Annotated in this window: 13 protein-coding genes and 1 pseudogene; 2 read left to right on the plus strand and 12 right to left on the minus strand. The window is 63.5% G+C overall.

The window, feature by feature from the left end; all coding sequences use genetic code 11:
• Window positions 1-314: 314 nt before the first annotated feature.
• Complete coding sequence (locus tag CKV91_RS08600; protein ID WP_036957461.1) at window positions 315-800, minus strand: Lrp/AsnC family transcriptional regulator; 486 nt, start codon at window positions 798-800, stop codon at window positions 315-317.
• A 165-nt stretch (window positions 801-965) separates the two neighbouring features.
• Between CKV91_RS08600 and ortA the strand changes: the two genes are divergently transcribed.
• Complete coding sequence (ortA, locus tag CKV91_RS08605; RefSeq protein ID WP_231933746.1) at window positions 966-1298, plus strand: 2-amino-4-oxopentanoate thiolase subunit OrtA; 333 nt, start codon at window positions 966-968, stop codon at window positions 1296-1298.
• 1 nt (window position 1299) lies between these two features.
• Window positions 1300-2706: a 2-amino-4-oxopentanoate thiolase subunit OrtB gene (gene ortB, locus CKV91_RS08610; protein WP_036957474.1), complete on the plus strand. Its 1407-nt coding sequence runs from the start codon at window positions 1300-1302 to the stop codon at window positions 2704-2706.
• A 250-nt stretch (window positions 2707-2956) separates the two neighbouring features.
• On the opposite strand, the gene metG is transcribed toward ortB, so the two are convergent.
• The 11 genes and pseudogenes from metG to CKV91_RS08665 all read right to left on the minus strand — a co-directional run bounded on the left by metG (window position 2957) and on the right by CKV91_RS08665 (window position 20910).
• Window positions 2957-4747 (minus strand): methionine--tRNA ligase, encoded by a 1791-nt coding sequence (gene metG, locus CKV91_RS08615; protein WP_021104363.1) that lies wholly within the window; start codon window positions 4745-4747, stop codon window positions 2957-2959.
• 1237 nt (window positions 4748-5984) lie between these two features.
• A pseudogene (locus tag CKV91_RS10130) lies at window positions 5985-6444 on the minus strand (ribonuclease H family protein); the annotation flags it as partial.
• Between the two features lie 530 nt (window positions 6445-6974).
• Complete coding sequence (locus CKV91_RS08625; RefSeq protein ID WP_231933863.1) at window positions 6975-9527, minus strand: Rne/Rng family ribonuclease; 2553 nt, start codon at window positions 9525-9527, stop codon at window positions 6975-6977.
• A 2098-nt stretch (window positions 9528-11625) separates the two neighbouring features.
• On the minus strand, window positions 11626-12390 hold the full coding sequence (locus CKV91_RS08630) for a TIGR03936 family radical SAM-associated protein (protein ID WP_036957462.1): 765 nt from the start codon (window positions 12388-12390) through the stop codon (window positions 11626-11628).
• 636 nt (window positions 12391-13026) lie between these two features.
• The gene (locus CKV91_RS08635; protein WP_411791886.1) at window positions 13027-14973 is read right to left on the minus strand and encodes a TIGR03960 family B12-binding radical SAM protein; all 1947 of its coding nucleotides are present in this window, start codon (window positions 14971-14973) and stop codon (window positions 13027-13029) included.
• A gap of 378 nt (window positions 14974-15351) precedes the next feature.
• Window positions 15352-15777, minus strand: coding sequence for a nucleoside-diphosphate kinase (gene ndk, locus CKV91_RS08640; RefSeq protein WP_065860481.1), 426 nt, complete (start codon window positions 15775-15777; stop codon window positions 15352-15354).
• A gap of 550 nt (window positions 15778-16327) precedes the next feature.
• Window positions 16328-17788 (minus strand): bifunctional folylpolyglutamate synthase/dihydrofolate synthase, encoded by a 1461-nt coding sequence (locus CKV91_RS08645; protein ID WP_394370466.1) that lies wholly within the window; start codon window positions 17786-17788, stop codon window positions 16328-16330.
• Complete coding sequence (locus CKV91_RS08650) at window positions 17785-18093, minus strand: RNA polymerase-binding protein RbpA (protein WP_231933864.1); 309 nt, start codon at window positions 18091-18093, stop codon at window positions 17785-17787. The genes CKV91_RS08645 and CKV91_RS08650 overlap by 4 nt, the downstream gene beginning before the upstream one ends.
• A gap of 298 nt (window positions 18094-18391) precedes the next feature.
• The gene (gene secG, locus CKV91_RS08655; RefSeq protein ID WP_021104354.1) at window positions 18392-18649 is read right to left on the minus strand and encodes a preprotein translocase subunit SecG; all 258 of its coding nucleotides are present in this window, start codon (window positions 18647-18649) and stop codon (window positions 18392-18394) included.
• A 273-nt stretch (window positions 18650-18922) separates the two neighbouring features.
• On the minus strand, window positions 18923-19702 hold the full coding sequence (gene tpiA, locus CKV91_RS08660; protein ID WP_021104353.1) for a triose-phosphate isomerase: 780 nt from the start codon (window positions 19700-19702) through the stop codon (window positions 18923-18925).
• Window positions 19702-20910, minus strand: a complete 1209-nt coding sequence (locus CKV91_RS08665) for a phosphoglycerate kinase (protein WP_065860478.1) — start codon at window positions 20908-20910, stop codon at window positions 19702-19704. Before CKV91_RS08665 ends, tpiA begins: the two co-directional genes overlap by 1 nt.
• Between the last annotated feature and the right edge of the window lie 165 nt (window positions 20911-21075).

Genomic DNA, 21075 nt, shown 5'->3' on the forward strand with positions numbered 1-21075 from the left:
AGAGGGGTCGAGCTCCGCTGACTGGACGACACGAGTCGATCTGTCCTCACGTCAGGGATGCAGGAAGTCGAGCCCCCACGGACCAGACGACACGGGTCTGCCTATCCCTACGTCAGGAGTACAGGAGGTCGAGCCCGCTGACAGGATGGCGCCGGAAGATCGCCTCTCCGCAGGCGACCCGGGAAACCATCAGTACCTGCCACTGCTCCGGCTGGTCGGGACTCTGATCGCGGGTGCCCCCCAGACAGCCCAGGGAGTCATCAGTGACCCGCAGCACCTCGCCCGGACCTTGACCGGGTCAGGCCAAGGCCCGCTCAGCCCAGTGCCCCCTCACTCCAGCCATGATCCTCCGTCTTGATCTTCTTCAGGGAGGGGGTGGAGGTGACCCGCAGCACCAAGGGCACACCGATGAGTTTGTTGGTGAGGAAATCCTCGTAGTCGGCCGGGTCACGCACGAGCACTCGCATGAAGAAATCGGGCCGCCCGAAAACCCGATGGCACTCGACGACCTCCTCCATCTGGCTCACCCGGTCCTCGAAGGCGAGCATTGCCTCCCGATTGCTCGCGTCGAGGTCCACCCAGACGAACACCTCCAGGGAATGACCGAATGCCGCCGGGTCGATGACGGCACGATACCCCCGAATCACCCCGGAGTCCTCGAGATGCTTGACCCGTCGCAGGCACGCCGGTGCGCTCAGGCTGACGTGCCTGGCGAGGTCGGCATTCGACATTCGGCCATCCTTGCGTAATTGCAACACTATTTCGCGATCAATCTCGTCCAGTTGCAATTTCTTGCCCATGACGGCATCACACCTTCCGACAACCACGCTGTGTCGTTCCCACAAGAAATTATCGCACCGTGGCGGCACAGGATCGTCCTTGACCAGCCATTTCGGCGGCGGTGTACTTGGCTCACTGGCCTCCTCGGCCACCCCACCGTACGCAATGAAAGGCAGAGTTCACCGATGAGCAGCCTTGAGACAATGCACAGTGCCCGCAGGGGAGACTGGGTACAGATCCACGACATCGTGCTCACCCCCGAGCAACGCACCGCCCATCTTCCGCAGGACACGCAGAAGGTCCCGTTCGAGTCGTGGGTGAAGGGATTCCTTGACGAGGAATCCGCCCACATCGGCGACCGGGTCAGCATCACCACGACCTGCGGGCGCACCACCAGCGGAACATTGTTGGCCGTCAACCCTGGTTACGACTACGGATTCGGTGACGCCACCGTCCCCGAACTACTCGGTATCGGTCCGCAGGCCAGGCACATCATCAAGGAGAACGACAATGCGTGACATGAGTTACGACGCCGTCATGGCTCGCAACGGCGAAATCATGAAGAAGGCACTCGGCGTTGACTACTCGACGTATGAGTCGGGAAACATCGCCTTCGACTACGAGCGTCTCATGGGGGACACCGGCCTCACCCTGGACGACGTGCGCGCTGCGCAACGCCGGGTGGGAGTGGGCGACACCCCACTGCTCGAGCTGCGCAACCTCACCGCCCTTGCCCGCGCGGTCTCAGGGCCGGGACTTGGTGCCCGCATCCTCGTCAAGGATGAGCAGTGCAATCCGTCTGGCTCGTTCAAGGATCGTCGGGCGTCGATGTCGGTGCTCCAGGCCAAGCAACTTGGTTTCCCCGGCGTCATGTCAGCGACCTCCGGCAACTACGGGGCTGCCGTCGCCAGCCAGGCTGCGATGGCGAATCTGCCATGCATCATCGTGCAGGAATGCTACGACTCCCACAAGGTGGGGCAGCCCGAAATCCTCGAGAAGCAGCGCAAGTGTGAGTCCCTAGGCGCCGAGGTGTTGCAGCTCTCGGTCGGCCCGGAGCTGTTCTACAGCTATCTCAAGGTTCTCGAGGAGACTGGATTCTTCAATGCCTCGCTGTACTCGGCCTTTGGCATCGCCGGTGTGGAGACTCTGGGTCTGGAGATCGTGGAACAGTGCCAGTCCCTCATCGGACGCGCTCCCGACGTCGTGATCGCAACGAACGCAGGCGGAGGAAACCTCACCGGCACCGCACGCGGACTGCGCAAGGCAGGGGCATCAGACACCAAGGTGTATGGCGCATCGGTCGACCTCTCGGGGCTGCACATGGCCTCCGACCACGACTTCAACCTCAAGTCGTTCACCACCGGGCACACCGGGTTCGGTGTGCCCTACGCCACGAATCCCGATCACTCCGACGTACCACGCTCGGCAGCCCGCCCGCTGCGCTACATGGACGGCTACCTGTACGTCAAGCAGGGCGAGGTGTTCTACATGACCGAGTTGCTGGCCCAGCTCGAGGGCATGGAACGCGGGCCGGCTGGCAACACCTCCTTGGCTGCGGCGTTCGCTCTGGCCAAGACGCTCCCCTCCGACCAAGCCATCGTCGTCCAGGAGACGGAGTACACCGGCGCTGGCAAGCATCCGCTCGCTCAGCTGTCGTTCGCCAAACACAACGGCATCGAGGTCTCACTCGGCGACCCGGAGACCGAGGTGCCCGGACGGACAATCGTCATGCCGGACCACCCGTCCCGCCTCGTCACTCGATGGGCCGACCTGGATCGGCTGCGCCGAAGCTACGTCAAGCAGATGGTGCGACACGTCAAGGCGACCAGCGCCACCGAGGAGGACATCCAGTTCCTCATCGACGAGACCCAGAGCGATCGGGACCTGGTACTGGCCGCCCTGCGCGACAACGGGGTTGAGGTGTGACATGTCCACCGCCCATGCCTCACGCCCAGCGCGGGGTGAGACAGCAGTAAATGCGACTCTCAAGCGCCAGATTGGCCTGTTCCAAGCCACGGTCCTCGTGGTCGGATTGGTGATTGGTTCAGGCGTGTTCTTCAAACCACGCGCAGTTTTTGCTGCCGCACAGACATGAAACCGTCAGCTTCGCATCTGATGACCACACAGTTCAATGCCGTGTGCAGGGTACGCCCCTACTCACGGCAACTGCGCCGCCTCAATCCCTGCTGATCGGCGCCCATTCCGGGCCCGTCTCGGCGAGTTTGGCGTCCAACTTGCGGAAGATCGGGGTGGGCTTGGCCAGGGGGCGTCCCACCTCGATCTCGTCGCGCCCCCAGTGGGCCTGCTCTCTGGCGTAGTCACCGCGCAGCACTGGATGGGTGTCGCCACCGTCGTCCACCTCGACCAGCTCGGGCTGGGCAGCCCATACCCCGTCCCCACCCAGGGCTTCGAAGACCTTCTGGGCAGAGTGTGGCAGGAACGGCGTGAACATCGTGTTGCAGTCGTTGACCACCTGCAGGGCCACGTGCAGCACGGTGCTGCGACGTTGTGGGTCGTCCTTGAGTTTCCACGGCTCCTGATCGCTGATGTAGGCGTTCGCCAGGCTGACGACACGCATGACCTCGGTGATGGCTGCCTTGAACTTGGCATGCTCCAGCAAGTCGCCCACCGTCTCGAAGGCCTTGAGGGACTCGTCAAGCAGGGCGCGGTCGGCGTCGGTGAGTTTCCCGGCAGGCGGGATGGATCCCACGTTCTTGTGGGCCATGGAGATCGAGCGGTTGACGAGGTTGCCCCACTCGTTGGCCAGCTCGAAGTTCACCCGGCGGATGAACTCCTCCCAGGTGAAGTCGGTGTCCTGGTTCTCCGGGCCCGCCACAGCAATGAAGTAGCGCAGCGCATCTGGGCCGAAGTCACGCAGGAAGTCTCCGACGAAGATCGTCGCACCGCGCGAGTTGGACACCTTGGAGCCGCTCATGGTGAGGAACTCGCTGGAAACCACCTCGGTGGGCAGGTTGAGAGTGCCGATCTCGGGCGATGGGGCACCACCCCGCTCGCCCTCACCATTGATGCCCAGCAGGATGCCGGGCCAGATCACCGAGTGGAAGACGATGTTGTCCTTGCCCATGAAGTAGTACGACAGGGCCTCCGGGTCCTGCCAGAAGTCCTTCCACGCCTGCGGGTCGCCGGAGAGCCGGGCCCATTCGATGGAGGCTGACAGGTAGCCGATGACGGCGTCGAACCACACATAGATGGACTTCATGGGATTGTCCTGCCAGCCCTCGACCGGCACGCGCACCCCCCAGTCGAGGTCGCGGGTGATGGCGCGTGGACGCAGTTCCTCGAGCAGGTTGTGGGAGAACTTGAGGACATTGGGGCGCCAGTCGGTGCGAGTGTTGATCCACCGGGTGAGCTCCTCGGCCAGGGCAGGAAGATCGAGGAAGAAATGCTCAGTCTCACGAAACTCGGGGGCCGCACCGGTGGTCTTGGAGCGCGGTTCGACGAGATCTGCCGGGTCCAGCTGACGTCCACAGTTGTCACACTGGTCGCCACGGGCGTCGTCATAACCGCAGATTGGGCAGGTGCCTTCGATGTAACGATCCGGCAGGGTACGTCCGGTGGATGGCTCGAAGGCCCCCATCTCCGACTTCTTGACGAGATAGCCGTTCTTGTAAAGAGTCGTGAAGATTTCCTGGGTGACGTGCGCGTGATTGAGCGTCATCGTCGAGGTGTAGAGATCATACGACAGGCCCAGACCCTGCAGATCCTCAGCGATGATGTGGTGGAACTTCTCGGCGCACTGCTGGGCCGTGAGTCCCATCTGATCGGCCTTGACCGAAATCGCGGTGCCGTGGCAGTCCGAGCCGGAGACCATGAGGACACGGTGACCCGACATTCGCATGAACCTCGCGAAGACGTCAGAGGGAACACCGAATCCTGAAACATGACCGATGTGGCGAGGCCCATTCGCGTAAGGCCAGGCAACGGCGGCAAGAACATTGGCACACATAGGACCAACTCTATCGGCAATGACACTGCCGTCACGACATGGCTCACCACCTTGCGTGACAAATATGGTCACTGCTGTCTCTGCCGCTCCACCATGGACCGGACTCCTGTGGAAGATGTGTCTGCACTGCCCCGAACTGCCACACCACGTGGCACAAGCCGCCCCATCTGACACGATTACCGCACTGCTGCGAGCAGCCAACGGGTCCGTCGCCGCTGAGCCATGACACGAGACCGTCCAGACCCACCTCGAGACCGGGTAAACCACGGGATTGGGCGGCCTCCTGGCCGCCAGGGCTCTCGCCTCTGCGTGTCTGTGTGGCAAATGTGGCTACGGCAACCCGTTTCCCACCATGAACCGGGGTCGTGTGACGGGGCCCGGTGGCAGATGTGTTTGCACCACCCCGAGCTGCTACGCCACGTGGCACAAACCCGTTCCGCAACCATGATTGCCACAGCCGCGGGGAGCCACGGTCTTGAGGACCGTCAGTCCCCTTGCCGAGGCAGCAGTCACTTCGCGGGCGGCAACGTCGACTGCCGCAGATCGTGCGAAGTCGACAGGCAGGCACCGATGGTGGGCCACCTCGAGTGACTGCGCAACGACCACGGGATGATGCCGATTGCATCGTCCCGTGGTCGAGGTCAGATCGCCGTCGCCTGACTGAAGACGATCTGCCACTGACCGTCCCCATGCTGCCCGCTGAGACGCCACAAGCTGGCATGAAGTTCTGCACGTGCCCCGGTTCGCGACCTCCATCGCACCAGAGCCACCCCGTCAGCTGGTTCGGTGATGCCCAGGATGTCGATCTGGGTGGTGGTACGAGACTTGATGGAGCGATCCATGGCAATCAGACGCGCCTTGCTGCGAACCTTGCCGTCTGCAGCATGACCGATGAAGTCATCGGACAACAGCTCGACCATGGCCTGTTGACGGCAAGCTGGGTTGGAGTCGACGAGACGGCTCTGCAGATCTGCCAAGGTACTGACAAGGGCACTGGGGGCATCCAACTCAAAAAGGCCGTCCTGGAAGGGCTCGATGGACGGGATATCACCGGCGGAGGCCGAGGTGACGTCACGCGATGACGTGGCTTCGAGCTGAGTCGCCGTGGGGGCAGCTGCCCGGCATGGAGCCTCCTGGTCATCCTCCCCACACACATTGCCGGCAGAGTGGCGTTGTGGGGCGCAGAAAACATTCTGTGTGTCGTCTGCGCCGCCTGCGGCGGCCTCCGCGGCAGGGGCGTGCCCGAATCCAGGGCCATGATCCACCGAGGTTCCGTCGCGATAGGCCGTTGCAGCAGCGCGGGCACGGGAGTCGGCGGCTTCGTTCATGGCATGACCAGCGTGCCCCTTGACCCACTGGAAATGCACCTGCCGGCCTGCGAGCTCGGTATCGAGCTCCTGCAGAATCTCCTTGTTGAGCACGGGTTTGCCGTCAGCCTTGCGCCATCCCTTACGTTTCCATCCCGCCATCCACTTGGTGCAGCAGTTGATGGCGTACTGCGAGTCACACAGAACCGTGAGCTCCTCACCAGCGTCGCGAGTGGCGCGCAACAGATCCAGCACCGCGGTGAGCTCCCCCATGTTGTTGGTGCCCTTCGGCCAGCCACCGGCAGCCCAGGTGGCATCGTCGATGTACCACGCCCACCCAGCAGGGCCAGGATTGTGCAGACTCGACCCGTCAGCTGCTGCAGTGATCAACGACGAACTCCTTCGTATGCCCGCTGCCAGCGGGGCTCTCTGTGATGTGGCACCGACCAGTGCCTGAACATGGTGTCACGAATTGGCTCAGACGGCACGCGGCAGCCCAGCCCCGAAAACTCCTACCAGCCATCCGGGAAAGACGCTCACTGCCCGGACGGCCGTGATCCACGGTCTCGTGCCCACAGAGTCGATCGAGACGATGCACGTCGTGTGGTGTGGGACGCGACCCAGCAGAGTCCAGCCCGGTGCGGACGATTGATTCATGCGTGGAATCGTCAGTTGTCTCCGACCTGCAGCACGTCTCTACCCTCGAAAAACACAAGCGAACAACTCGAGCCAAGCGATCCTGCGGATGCATCACGACCCTCCATCGCCGCAGCCTCAGTGGGATCGCAGAAGGCGCAGCAGGAAAGACATATGGGGTGGCATCAGAGGTTGGCGGCGGAGCGATCACCCCGCCGCCAACTCATCAGACCAAACGCTGATTCACACTGCTTCCGGCCTCGTCTGACTGGCTCGGGCCGAACTCAGTTCTCGTGACTCTTGCGCTGCGACTTCCTCTTGGAGCTCTTGCGCCCGCCCGAGGTACGACGGCCTCGTGCGGAGCGTTCACCACCGTCTGCCGGGGCCTGGGAGTTCACGGGCTTGTCGTGTCGAACGTATCCACGACCGCCACAGGAGGAGCACTCCTCGGTGAAGGCCTCGGCCAAGCCGGTTCCGATCTTCTTGCGCGTCATCTGCACCAAGCCCAGGGACGTCACCTCGGACACCTGATGGCGGGTGCGATCGCGTCCCAAGCACTCGATGAGACGGCGCACCAACAGCTCACGGTTGGCGGGCAGCACCATGTCGATGAAGTCGATGACGATGATTCCGCCGATGTCGCGTAGCCGCAGCTGACGCACGATCTCCTCGGCCGCCTCCAAGTTGTTCGCCGTCACGGTGGCCTCCAGGTTGCCCGCCGATCCGGTGAACTTGCCAGTGTTGACGTCGATGACGGTCATGGCCTCGGTGCGGTCGATGACCAGCGAACCACCGGATGGCAGGAAGACCTTCCGCTCCAGGCCCTTGGCCACCTGCTCATCGATCCGGTACTTCTGGAACAGGTCCCCCTGGGACTGGGTGTCCCACCTGGTCAGACGCTTCTCAAGGGATGGGGCCACGTGGTCCACGTACGCCTTGATCGTCTCGTAGGCATCGTCGGAACCGCCATTTCCGGCAACGATGAGTTCGGAGAAATCCTCGTTGAACAGGTCGCGAATGATGCGCACCGTGAGATCCGGCTCACTGTAGAGCATCTGCGGTGCATGACTGGTGCCCGCCTTGCGCTCGATGACCTCCCACTGGGCCTTGAGCCGGTTGATGTCGCGGGTGAGGTCTTCCTCGCTGACACCTTCAGCGGCAGTACGCACGATCACCGATGCCTCGGAGGGCATCGTCGCATCAACGATCTTGCGCAGTCTCTTTCGTTCGGAGTCGAACAGCTTTCGGCTGATGCCCGAGAGCTTGCCGTCCGGAGAGTAGACGACGTAACGACCCGGCAACGAGATGTGACTGGTCAGCCGAGCTCCCTTGGCCCCGACCGGGTCCTTGGTCACCTGCACCAAGATCGGGTCGCCCGTCTTGAGCACCTGTTCGATGCGGTGCTCCTTGCCCACCTCGCCGTATTTCTCCCACTCGATCTCACCGGCGTAGATGACGGCATTGCGGCGCCGTCCAATGTCGACGAAGGCAGCCTCCATCGACGGCAGGACACTTTGCACCTTGCCGAGGTAGACGTTGCCGATGGCCGAGGTGGCCGAGGCCCGATCGACGTAGTGCTCCACGAGCACCCCGTCCTCGAGCACGGCAAGCTGGGAGTACTCCTCGGACTGACGGATGACCATCTTGCGATCCACGGACTCCCGACGAGCGAGGAACTCGGCCTCGGTGAGCACGACATTGCGACGCCGTCCGGCGGCACGTCCCTCCCGGCGACGCTGTTTCTTGGCCTCCACCCGAGTGGATCCCTCGATGCCGGAGACCTCGTCGGAGACAGATCGACGCGAACGAGGCTCGCGCACCTTGATGACAACATTGTTCGGATCGTCGTCGGAGCCACTGGTGTCCTCACCACGACGACGGCGACGACGACGCCTGCGAGTCGAGCCGCCCTCGTGATCGGAACGATCCGCGTCGTTGGACTTGGTTGGTTCGCTGCTGGATTTCTCAGATCCATCGTCAGACGAGCGGTTCTCCTCATTGCCCTTGTCCGACGAGGAGTTGTCAGCGCCGCTCTCCGCCTCGGCGGGATGCCGACGACGTCCGCCGCGGCGACGGCGACGACGCGTCGTCCCCTCACCAGACTCAGTGGTCTGGCTGGAATCCTCTGTGGAGGACGTCGTCTTTCCAGTGCTCTGATGTTCCGCGGCAGCAGAATCCTCATGATCCTCAGCGTCATGGGCGTCCGACCGGCGATCGGCCTTGCGAACACGTTCGGTACCACGGGAGGAATCAGTACCGCGCGACGAGGAGGACGGGCGGGCAGCCCGGCGACGAGTGGTCCGGCGAGCCGATCCGTCTGCCTCCCCACCACCGATCTCGGCAGCCAGGTTGTCGAGGATGTCGCTGGTGGAGCGCTGCTCCGCGTCTGCTTCTTGCTCAGCCGTCTTGCGGGACTGGGCCTGCTCCTCGGCCTTGGTCAGGGCAGCGTCGATGTCGGCGAAATCCGATTCTGCCTTTGGCTCAGTGACACGCCGGTTCGCGGAACGACGGCGACGGGTACGGCGAGCTGGCGTGGACTCCTCGGACGTGGCTCGCCGGGAATCGGTGGAGTTCAAAGTGTCGGGACTGGATTCGGGCGCACCGGAATCAGTCTCCTCGACGGCAGTGTCCTTGTTTCGCGCTCGCGTACTGGTCTTCTCGTGCGCAGCCGTGGCGGAACGCGAAGCGCGGCGTCCAGCAGGCGGACGCGGCAAGTCGTCTGCCTCGGTGGCCGGGGTGGTCTCACTGCCCGTCTCGGTGGTGACGTGTTCCTCAGCGTCGGCTGATCCGGTCTGTTCGGGAGTGACGACGTCATCCTGGGGGCTGGCCGTCGTCATGGCGCGGGAACCAGTACCACGGCTCCTCGACCTCGATGTGGAGCGGCGTCGAGCACGACGGGTCGGGGCAGATCTTTCGGTCTCGCTGGTGCTGGACTCGCCAGAAGTGGCACTGGTGGATTCGGATTCCTCGCCACCAAGATCACCATCAGGGAGGTCATCGGCAGCGGAGTCACCCGAACCTGACTCATGGTCGCTCACAGGCTGGACAGGGAGCTGCTCCTGAGCCTCGGCAGGCGCTGAAACTGCAGGCTGGAAGTCTTTCACCGTGACATTCGCATCCTCTTTCGAGGCCTGCTCAGCGGCTGCAGCAGAGCGGGTGGAACGGCGTCGTCCGGCCGGGGGACGAGGAAGATCAACGGTCTCGGCGGCCGAAGTCACCACGGCACCGCCGGAACCAGCGGCAGTCGTGACTGGCACCGAGGCGCTCGACTCATCAGCACTCGACTCCGTAGGGGCGCCCGCTGCTCGGGTGGCAGCACGGTGACGGCGAGTTGCTGACTTCTCGGGAACCGTGCCTGTGTTGGGCAGTTCAGTCGTCGATTCCGACTGTGCAGACCCGGAAGCGGTCATGGAATTTTCGTCATTGAGCATGCGTGCTCTCCTCTGCCTTTCGGCATGATCGTGTGCACCACGCCCATAACGTCGCGTCAATGACAGTGCGGATGGGCGGAGATGCAAAAGCTGTCGGTGGATCCGGACGACTGCTATCTCCCGCGGTCGCAGCACGCGTCGCGGTAAAGACCACGGTCCCGGATGGGGCGGTGCCCCGTCACCTGCGGCCAAGTATGCCACAGAGAACCACTGACGGCCATGCCACGCATCACTTCAGCAGTTGTTCGGGTGGCAAGAAGAACCCACCTTGTGGCAAATGTGCAACGCCAGCCTCCCCGTGCAACGGGAGCTGGTACAGGACATCGTGTGCAACACGATTACCACGGGTTCTGGATCGTTGTCGCCCAGAATCGAAGACATGGCATTCTTGTCGGTAGGAACCACCGCCCTTGTCAGTAGGCGTCATAGCCCAAGACGGCAGCGAAGGTCGAAACATTCAGCTCACAATGACAACTCGCACCGGCACCGCCTGGGCTCGGGACCTGGCTGGATCCACGAGGCATGGCGCGGTTCACCGATAGCCGCATGATTGCCACACCTTGAGCGGGATTCCCCCTGAAACATGGGCTATTGCCGGGCCATCGGCAACCACTACCCCACCCCATGGGATTCCCCTGAGTAACGGGCCACTGAAAGCCACACCGATTCCACCGGCCCCACCCACTCAAGCCAGTACTGCCCTTACCGCGTGACTCGAACGCGGCTGGTGCGGACTTGGCCATGGCAATCGTGGCTGCGGACGCTCTCCGTGCCATGAGATGTGGCACCAGTCCATCTCCAGCGCACGATTACCACACGCCGGGTCAGACCGACCTCGACTTCGGTCAACGACCCCCAACCCCGGCACCCTCCAGCTGACGAACACCTTCGGGGTCGTTTTGCGCCAGGTGAGACAATCCTTCGCCAAACCACGTCACACATGGCCAAGCCACGTCACACACGACTGCCCCAGAACTACACTGCACACACCTCAGCCAAACCGCACCGGGTACGAAGTGCCAGAAATCGCCGTGGTAATCATGGTTGAGAACATCCGTTGTGCCACGACACGTTGCACGAATGAGCCCCTGCAACCCATTCACCACGCTCGCGAGTGGTATCAAACCTGGGCCGAGCCTGAGCACCGGGTCGTGATGGGTATGGGCTTCAGGCGTGGCAACTCTGGGCAGGCGAGCCCCGACCGATGGTGCGCAGTGACTGTTTGTGGCCGATGATGCGCAGTAACTGTTGTGGCCAATGGTGCGTGGCGATTGTTGTGGGCGGTGTATGTCGGCGCCTGCAGTGGGCAGTGGATGGAGACATGGCAAACTTGGTCGGGCGAGTCAGTCATGCCACCTTCTGTGGCACTGCCCGGCCTTTGACGCACGATCACCACAGCCGCGCTCCCCCTATGTTTCCCGACTCACCCGTCATGTTTCCCGACGCCTTCGCCACCCTGAGCTGGCCTCGAACCGAATCCTGACCCCGACCCAGATCTCTGTGATCACCACACTTGAACGGCTCGCCCGTCGAAAGCGTCAATCAGCGCAGTCTTCAGCCCTCGTTCGTCTGCCGTGCCGTCCTCGAGCAGCCCGACGCGTCCCTGATACAACCGTGTGAACAGACACTCCTGACGATCAAAACCGTCGATCTGCGATTCCAGCGCTCCCATGACGTCATCGGGGCGCACCAACGGAGTCTGGTGACGGATCATCATCCGCACCAGATCGCCATCAGCGCCCAGCCCGATAAGTGCGCCACGCACATCGAAATCGCGCAACCCAGACTTCGTCATACGTTGCACCACCCAGGTGGGGGAGGCCAGCAATGCGTCCACAGCAGACGACACAGCAGCGGGATCGGTGCTGTGTGGCACATGCACAGTCCACGCAGAGGCAGTAAGCACCTCGGTCCATGCCACTCGATCCGACTCGACAACTTCCAACACCTCCATGCCCGTGGGCATCTCAGCATTGAGAGCGTCCTTCACCATTTCCGGGTCACACACCTCCCACAGCGCAATCTCCAGGTACTCCGCCTCGCTGGCTGCTCCGGTCGGGGACGCATTGGCATAGGAAATACGTGGGTGCGGATTGAATCCGGATGACAGCGCCATGGGAATACGAGCTCGTAGCAGCACTCGCTCGAAGGACCGGGCAAAATCCCGATGACTCGTGAACCGTGCCACGGATCGCTTGGCATACCGCAATCGCATCCGCTGAACCGGTGGGGCGAGCTGCTCGGGTTGACGTTGATTCCTGTGAGCCATGATGGGGCCTTTCAAAACGGATCGGTAAAAATGCGGGTGGAGGAAACTCTGCAGGGCTGCGAAACCCAAGGCTCTCATGCTCTCGCAGAAGGCACCGTGACAGAGCAAGGGGACGCCGGGCAGACAAACGCTGGACTGGCGCTGTGTGAAAGCTGATCAGGGCCGCCCGTGGGATTTCCCAGCGAAAACCCCTTCGACCAAGTCTCGCCACGAGAAGATCCCTAGGACCGGCGCGGTGTCGGTGCCGCACAGCAGCTTTGCACAACGCGCTGCACCACTGGCTCGGTATTCGCTGCCCAGCGGTCAGGTGCCACCATTCCGCCCGAATCGCCAGCTGGTCTCGTCCTGTATTGCCGAATCCGCCCTCGGCACGAGGAATCGCCAAGACACGCCGTGCAGTCCCGGGCCTGCGGGTGACCCGCACCACGACAGACGAGCTCGACCCGACCCCGTCACACTCCCCGAGAGAAACCACAACAACGAACCCGACCCGGACACGCCACACCTGCGGCAAGCCGCCCCAAGGGACACCATGACATTGATGAGCCACAGTCCTGTGACAGAAACTCTCACACCAGCCACCCGGACCCGACCGGCAGAGATTGACCGGTTTCGCGAGCAGACTCGCCTCAGCCGTCACGCCAGGTTCGTCGGCGCCACCGACAATGGCAGGAGGGAACGTCCGGACGGACCGATCTGGATCTCGGTGTCCATCTGTGGGCAGACTCCGCAGTCGTAGCACGGTGACCACCGGCAGTCATCCACACCGACCTCGTCAAGAGCATCCTGCCAGTCGTCCCACAACCAGTCCCGATCCAGCCCGGCGTCGAGGTGATCCCAGGGAAGCACCTCCTCGTAGTCACGTTCCCGGGTGGTGTACCAGTCCAGCGACACCCCCAGGGGTTCCAGTTCGCGTTGACAACACTCCACCCACCGCTCGTAGGAGAAGTGCTCGTTCCACCCGTCGAAGATGCCACCGTCTCGCCACACCGCTTCGATGACGCGTCCCACCCGGCGGTCCCCGCGTGAGAGCAGTCCCTCGATCATCCCCGGACGTCCGTCGTGGTATCGCATGCCGATGGAGCGGCCAAAGCGTCGGTCGGAGCGAATGGTCTCCTTGAGCAGTGCCAGACGTTCGTCGATGACCTCTGCCGGGGCCTGGGCCGCCCACTGGAACGGGGTGTGCGGTTTGGGGATGAACCCGCCAATGCTGATCGTGCACCGGATGTCCTTGCGTCCCGAGGCCTTGCGACCGGCCTCGATGACGTGCACGGCCATGTCCTTGATGCCCAAGACGTCCTCGTCGGTCTCGGTGGGCAGCCCACACATGAAGTACAGCTTCACCTGACGCCATCCGTGGCTGAAGGCCGTGGCCACGGTGTCGATGAGGTCCTGCTCGGTGACCTGCTTGTTGATGACCTTGCGCATCCGCTCCGAACCGCCCTCGGGAGCGAAGGTGAGCCCGGATCGGCGCCCGTTGCGCGACAGTTCGTTGGCCAGATCGATGTTGAAGGCGTCGACGCGGGTGCTCGGCAGTGACAGCGAGATGTTCGTGCCCTCGTAACGGTCGGCGAGCTGTTCGGTGATCTCGGTGATCTCGGAGTGGTCCGCGCTGGACAGGCTGAGCAGGCCGACCTCGTCGAATCCGGTCTCGGCCAGTCCACAGGCCACCATGGAGCCGATCGTGTCGATCGAGCGTTCCCGTACCGGACGTGTGATCATGCCTGCCTGGCAGAATCGGCATCCCCGACTGCATCCCCGAAAGATCTCAGCGGAGTACCGTTCGTGGACGGTCTCGGCGGTGGGGACGATGGGGTGTTTGGGGTACGGCCACTCGTCGAGGTCCATCACCGTGTGCTTGCTCACCATGAACGGCGCCTCGGGGCGATTGGGGGTAACGCGGCGAATCGGGCCGTCCGGCAGGTACTCGACGTCGTAGAACGACGGCACGTACACTCCGGCGTCAGCGGCCAGCCGGGCAAGGATCTCGTCCCGGCCACCAAGGCAGCCCTCGTCCTTCCAGTCACGGATGACTTCGCTGATGGTGACGAGGGCCTCCTCGCCATCGCCCAGAATCGCGCCGTCGATGAAGTCGGCCAGGGGCTCGGGGTTGAACGAGGCATGACCCCCGATGAGGACGAGCGGGTCGGCCATGGTGCGATCCGCCTGGTGCACCGGGATCTGGGCCAGGTCCAGGGCGTTGAGCACGTTGGTGTAGCACAGCTCCGTCGACAGTGACATTCCCACGACGTCGAAGGCTCGTAGTGGCCGGTGACCGTCCAAGGTGAACGCCGGGACGTCGCTGGCACGCATGAGGTTGGCGAGATCCGGCCAGACGGAGAAGGCGCGTTCGGCCAGGATCCAGTCATGCTCGTTGAGCACCTCGTAGAGGATCGCCAACCCCTGGTTGGGCTGGCCCACCTCGTAGGCGTCGGGGTACATGAGGGTCCACCGCACCTGGGCAGACCCCCACGGCTTGACGATGCTGTTCTTCTCCCCGCCCACGTACTGGATGGGCTTGCTGACGCGTGTCAGCAACTGCTCGAGCGTGGGCAATAGATCAGGGGCGGAGTCGATGTTCACCCGCACATGGTAGGCGGGTGCGCTGTTCCCGATCACATGCCCACGTGTGACTTGGCCGAGCGCGAAATCCATGCCTGCCGCGCCGGAATCCGGGAGCAGAACCAGGACGAGCTCCACCCGAGTTGGTCACACCAGGAATGGTGGAGCCGAGCGATGTCCCTCATCCATGACAGCCCTCACCGGCAGTCCTCGTCCATGACGGCTCAGGGCAGCCACGCAAGGGCGTCGTGCGTCGATCACGTTCCGGAAAAGCGGGGCTGGGTGGCAGGCACCGTTCCCAGCCCCAGGCATGACCGGACAGGCATGAACCGGAACGGGTCGGACGTGGCTCGACGGCCCTACGTCCTCGTAGCGCCGGGCACGGTCCGATGAGCTGGCTCAGGCGTGAACCGACACCTCGGGAAACCACAGATTGATCTCGCGAGCAGCGGATTTCTCGCTGTCCGACGCGTGCACCAGATTCCACCGAGTCGACAGTCCGAAGTCACCACGAACCGTCCCAGGAGCAGCCTGGGCCCCGTCGGTCTTGCCGTGCATGGCACGCACTGCGGAAACCGCCTCGCGCCCCTCAAGCACCAAGGACACCAACGGGCCCGAGGAGAGGAAGTCGACGAGCTCGTCAAAGTACGACTTGCGTTCGTGCTCGGCGTAGTGCTTGCGTGCCAAGTCCTTGCTGACGGCACGCTGCTCCATCGCGACGATGGTCAATCCCTTGCGCTCGTAACGCCCGATGATCTCGCCGATGAGATGACGCTGCACTGCGTCGGGCTTGATGAGCACCAAAGTTCTCTGAATCTCGCTCATGGCCTCGACTCTATAGCAAATCCATGCTGAAGGCCGATCCTCCATCGTCGGGCAACACCTCGCTGCAGTCACGACGCAGAACCAGGGGCGCACTCGACCGATCCCTGTATCCCCCGCTGTCGGGTCCACTCGACCGGCCCACAAACCCCCGCCGTCGGGCGCACCGGTTGATCGCCTGGCGACAGGTGATCGTCTGGGGGGCACTGGTCGATCGTCCCAGCATCCCGGAGCACGAATCATCGGGATGAGGGTTCAGAGTCGCAGGGACACGCGCTTAAGACGGGCCGCGCCCGGACCGACGTGAGACCCCCAACCCTGCGAAAAACTCCGTCAGGATCGATGACGAGGGCATCGGGGGTGCCGGCGGGGATTCCCCTGAGGACCTGACCGATGGCCGATGCACGCACCTTCGACGGAGCCTGGACCCGTCCGGCAACGCCGTCAGTGGCCCCGGCCTTCCTGCCAACAGAACCCGGCCTTCCTGCCAGCAGAGCTCAGTGCCCCCTGGCCTGCCGTGTCAGCAGGACTCAGTAGCCCCTGCCGGCAGACCTCATTCGTCATTCAGATCGGTGCCGTCCCACTGGTTCTCCCCGACCTCGTCGGGAACGTCGAGGGGTTCACCCTCCATCTGCTCGATCTGCACTTCGGAGAGCTCGGGGGATTCCACCACTGCCGTGGGAGCTGTCGAGACGTGGTTGACGCCATCGGGCAACAGGATGTGACGGGCCTCCCCCGCGAGCACCACGGAGCCGGCCACCAGGATGCCTGCCGAGGGTCCGGCAGCATCCGCCACGTGGATCGCCTGCTCCAACGCCTCGGCAGTGTTCTCGGTGAGCGTCACCTCGTCGGCTGCCCAGTGTTCGGACGCCAGGTCCGCCAGCTCGGCGGCGTGGTAGGCACGATCTCCGGGAAGACCGGTGAGCACGACGTGGTTGACGTCCTGCGACATCCGCTCAAGAACTCCTGCGACATCCTTGTCACGCATCGCTGCGAACACGGCGACGAGGGGGTGGAAGTCGAAGGATTGAGTGAGACCGGCAAGGGCCGAATCGGCACCATGCGGGTTGTGGAAGGTGTCCAGGACGATGGCTGGGGCCCGTCGCACCAGTTCCAGACGGGCCGGGGCACTCACCTGTGCCAGACCCTGCTCGATGATGTCGGGCTTGAGCGGCCCGGTGAGCGCCTCGGCGGCGGCAACGGCGAGGGCAGCGTTGCGTGCCATGTGCTCCCCGAACAGGGGCAGGTACAACTCCCCCAACGGCCCGGAAGCTGTCTGCAGACGCAACACCTGGCCACCGACTGCCCCACGACGCCCCAGCAGACCGAAGTCTGGCCCCTCGAGCACCGGTCGGGCACCCACCTGCTGGCACTGCGCCAACAGGACGGGGGCCGCCTCCGGTTTCTGACCAGCAATGACCGGCACCGACCCAGACTTGATGATTCCCGCCTTCTCCGAGGCAATCTTCTCCAAGCTGTCACCCAGGATGTGCATGTGATCCATCGCCACCGGGCAGATGACGCAGACGTCGCCGTCGGCCACATTCGTCGCGTCCCAGCGGCCGCCCAGACCAACCTCGACGACCATGACGTCCACCGGGGCATCGGCGAAGGCGGCGAAGGCCATCGCCGTGATGACCTCGAAGAATGTCATCTGGATGCCGTTGACCTGCTGTTCGTCGACCATGTGGACCATCGGCTCGATCTGTTCCCAGGTCTGGTCGAACACCTCGTCGCTGATGGGCGCTCCGTCGATGCAGATCCGCTCATTGACGTCGACCAGGTGTGGGGACGCGTAACGTCCCACCCGCAACCCGGCAGCACGCAGCAGGGACTCGACCATGAGCGCAGTCGAACCCTTGCCGTTGGTGCCGGCGATGTGGATCACCGGGCAGGAACGCTGGGGATTGCCCAACAGGTCGAGGAGGGCCTCCTCACGGCCGAGCCCCGGACCGATCCGGTTCTCCGGCCATCGCGCCTCGAGCTGTGCCACCAGATCCGCGTGGTCCATCAATAGATCACCTCACCATTGGCGCGGCGCTCGCGCAGATTTGTCAAGGCCTCCGAGAGGATCGTGGCGGCCTCGTCATCACTGCGACGTTCCTTGACGTAGGCCAGATGTGTCTTGTAGGGGATGGTGTGCGGACGTGCAGGCGGGTTCTCGGCATTCCGGTTGGCGGGCAGTCCACATCGCGGGCAGTCCCACTCGTCCGGGATCTCGGCATCGACGGAGAAGGCCGGACGGATGACGTGATGGTTGGCGCAGTAGTACGAGACGTATTCCCGAGCAGCAGCTTCGCCTCTCTCGGCCTCACCCACTGGCCCTGCTCCGACTCTGCTACCACGAATGGCGTTTCCATCAGACATTCAGATTCTCCTCAACAACGATGAAGACATGACGAAAACCGCCCCTCGAGGACGGAAAAAACAGTTCACAAGGCCAACCGGCAGGCTGTGGGCATGGCCAGGACACGATCGAGTGATCCTGACCATCTGGGAAGCATCATGCGCAGAAACTGATGATCGACTCATGGCAGGATCCACGCTGGTGCCAGGCTTCGCGTGACAGCGACCCCTCGACCCATGACAGGACAGGGGGAATCGCCGTGCCACCACCTCAGCTGTAGCGGTACAGGAACAGCAGCCCGATGATGCAGGCCACCCAGATCAGACCAACGATGATGGTGATGCGGTCCAGGTTTCGCTCGGCGACCGAGGTACCACCCATGGACGTGGACACACCGCCACCGAAGAGGTCGGACAGGCCACCGCCTCGACTCTTGTGGAGCAGCACGGACAGGGTGAGGATGATGCTGAGAATGCACAGGATGATCGACAGCGTCATGATCGGCCAGGTAACAAGTGGGACGGACATCACGGGGTCAAGGGTAACCCACTGAGCGCCAATACTCACACCCAGCACATCATGGCCGCCGAACAACCGTCCCCCAGCGACTGACGAGGCCGCTGGAACTTGAGTTCACGTCGGTGCAGGGCACTCGTCGCAGCTGCGGAGAGCTGGTCACCGCGGCACACCACGTGGGAAAACCTGCGATGGGGATCCTCGGGAGCAGGTGAACGTGGTTGGACGCAGTTGCGGCGCCTCCCCCAGTCGAGGGAGGCGCCGCAATCAGGCCATTGTGCCTTGTCAGGCAGCGTAGAACGTCACGATCTTGGCGAAATCGGCAGCCTTGAGGGAGGCGCCGCCCACGAGGGCACCGTCCACATCGGGCTTGCTCATGATCTCCACGACATTGCCCGGCTTCACAGAGCCGCCGTACTGGATCCGCACGGACTCGGCGGTGGCCTCGTCGTACATCTCGGCGACGGCCTTGCGGATGGCTCCGCAGACCTCCTGTGCATCGTCGGCGGTGGCGGTCTCGCCGGTGCCGATGGCCCAGATGGGCTCGTAGGCAATGACGAGCTTGGCGACGTCAGCCGCGCTGATGCCGTCGAGATCGGCCTTGATCTGGCCGACGGTGTGCTCGACGTGCTTGCCCGCCTTGCGGACGTCCAAGGGCTCACCACAGCAGATGATCGGCGTCATGCCGGCCTCGATGATCTTCTTGGCCTTGGCGTTGACGAGCTCGTCGGACTCCTCGTGGTACTCACGACGCTCGGAGTGGCCGACGACAACGTAGCTGCAGCCGAGCTTGGAGAGCATGGTGCCAGACACCTCACCGGTGTAGGCACCGTCGTCGTGGGCGGAGATGTCCTGGGCACCGTAGGTGATCGGCAGCTTGTCGCCGTCGATGAGCACCTGCACTGAGCGGATGTCGGTGAACGGCGGGATGACGACGGCCTCGGCCTTGGACTTGTCGTAGCCGGCCTCAGCGAGAGCCTGACCCAGGTCCTGGACGAGGGTCACCGCGTCCAGGTGGTTCACGTTCATCTTCCAGTTGCCAGCGAGAATCGGGGTGCGAGTCATCAGTTGTTCTCCTTCAGGACAGCGATTCCGGGAAGTTCCTTGCCCTCCATGAGCTCGAGGGAGGCACCACCACCGGTCGAGATGTGACCGAACTGGTCATCGTCGAAGCCGAGGGCGCGCACGGCGGAGGCGGAGTCGCCACCACCGACCACCGACAGGCCGTCAACCTTGGTGAGGGCCTCGGCAACGGTCTTGGTGCCCTGCTCCAGGCCCTTGATCTCGAAGACGCCCATCGGGCCGTTCCAGAAGACGCTGGTGGCCTGCTCGATGGCAGCGGCGTAGGCCTTCTCGGTCTCGGGGCCGATGTCCAGGCCCATCTTGTCGGCCGGGATGGCGTCGACGGGGACGACGTCGACCTGACCCACGGTGTGGGCGTCGAAGTCCACGTCGGAGGCGACGCGCACGTCGGTGGGAAGCAGGATCTGCTTGCTGGTGGCCTCGGCCTGCTCGAGGTACTTCTTGCAGGTCTCGATGGAGGCGTCGTCGACCAGCGACTTGCCAACCTCGTAGCCCTGAGCCTTGAGGAAGGTGAAGAGCATGCCGCCGCCAATGACGAGGGTGTCGGCAACCTTGAGCAGATTGTCGATGACGGCGAGCTTGTCGGCGACCTTGGCGCCACCGAGGACGACGACGAACGGACGCTTGGGCTCGGCGGTAAGACCCTCGAGGACCTCAACCTCCTTGGCCACCAGGGAACCAGCGGCGTTGGGCAGCAGCTTGGACAGGTCGTAGACCGAGGCCTGCTTGCGGTGCACGACGCCGAAGCCGTTGGAGACGTAGTACTCACCGAACTCGGCGTACTTCTTGGCGAGGTCAAGACGCTCGGCGGCGTCCTTGCTGGTCTCACCAGGCTCGAAGCGGACGTTCTCGACCAGGCAGATGTCTCCGTCGGCAAGCGACTTGGACAGCTCCTGGGCGGAGGGACCCACGACATCCTCGGCAAGCTTGACGTCGAGGTTCATGAGCTCGCCCAGACGCTTGGCGACCGGGGCCAGGGAGAACTTGGGGTTGACCTCGCCCTTGGGGCGTCCCAGGTGAGCCAGCACGGTGACGCGGGCGCCAGCCTCGTGAAGCTGGGTCAGGGTGGGCAGAGCGGCCTTGATGCGGCCGTCGTCAGTGATCTTGTCGCCGTCGAGCGGCACGTTGAAATCGCAACGGATGACGACGCGCTTGCCGCGCAGGTCACCCAGATCGTCAACAGACTTCATGACAGTCCTTTCAGATCGGATTGGTGGAAGGTGGTGTGCGGTGGCCCGGCCGGATCGCGCCGTTTCACGTGATGCGTGGCCTCACGGATCACGAGGCGCCAATGATCCTCAGGTGCGAGCTGGCACATGGGCAGGACGTGCGGGGCAACAGTTCGGTTTCCCCGG

The organism is Cutibacterium granulosum, assembly GCF_900186975.1.
GTDB lineage: Bacteria > Actinomycetota > Actinomycetes > Propionibacteriales > Propionibacteriaceae > Cutibacterium > Cutibacterium granulosum.

Bases quoted from the DNA above. Each gene is read 5' to 3' on its own strand.
- CKV91_RS08600 (WP_036957461.1), bottom strand. From the start codon at position 800: ATGGGCAAGAAATTGCAACTGGACGAGATTGATCGCGAAATAGTGTTG.
- ortA (WP_231933746.1), top strand. From the start codon at position 966: ATGAGCAGCCTTGAGACAATGCACAGTGCCCGCAGGGGAGACTGGGTA.
- ortB (WP_036957474.1), top strand. From the start codon at position 1,300: ATGAGTTACGACGCCGTCATGGCTCGCAACGGCGAAATCATGAAGAAG.
- metG (WP_021104363.1), bottom strand. From the start codon at position 4,747: ATGTGTGCCAATGTTCTTGCCGCCGTTGCCTGGCCTTACGCGAATGGG.
- CKV91_RS08625 (WP_231933863.1), bottom strand. From the start codon at position 9,527: ATGACGACGGCCAGCCCCCAGGATGACGTCGTCACTCCCGAACAGACC.
- CKV91_RS08630 (WP_036957462.1), bottom strand. From the start codon at position 12,390: ATGGCTCACAGGAATCAACGTCAACCCGAGCAGCTCGCCCCACCGGTT.
- ndk (WP_065860481.1), bottom strand. From the start codon at position 15,777: ATGAGCGAGATTCAGAGAACTTTGGTGCTCATCAAGCCCGACGCAGTG.
- secG (WP_021104354.1), bottom strand. From the start codon at position 18,649: ATGTCCGTCCCACTTGTTACCTGGCCGATCATGACGCTGTCGATCATC.
- tpiA (WP_021104353.1), bottom strand. From the start codon at position 19,702: ATGACTCGCACCCCGATTCTCGCTGGCAACTGGAAGATGAACGTGAAC.
- CKV91_RS08665 (WP_065860478.1), bottom strand. From the start codon at position 20,910: ATGAAGTCTGTTGACGATCTGGGTGACCTGCGCGGCAAGCGCGTCGTC.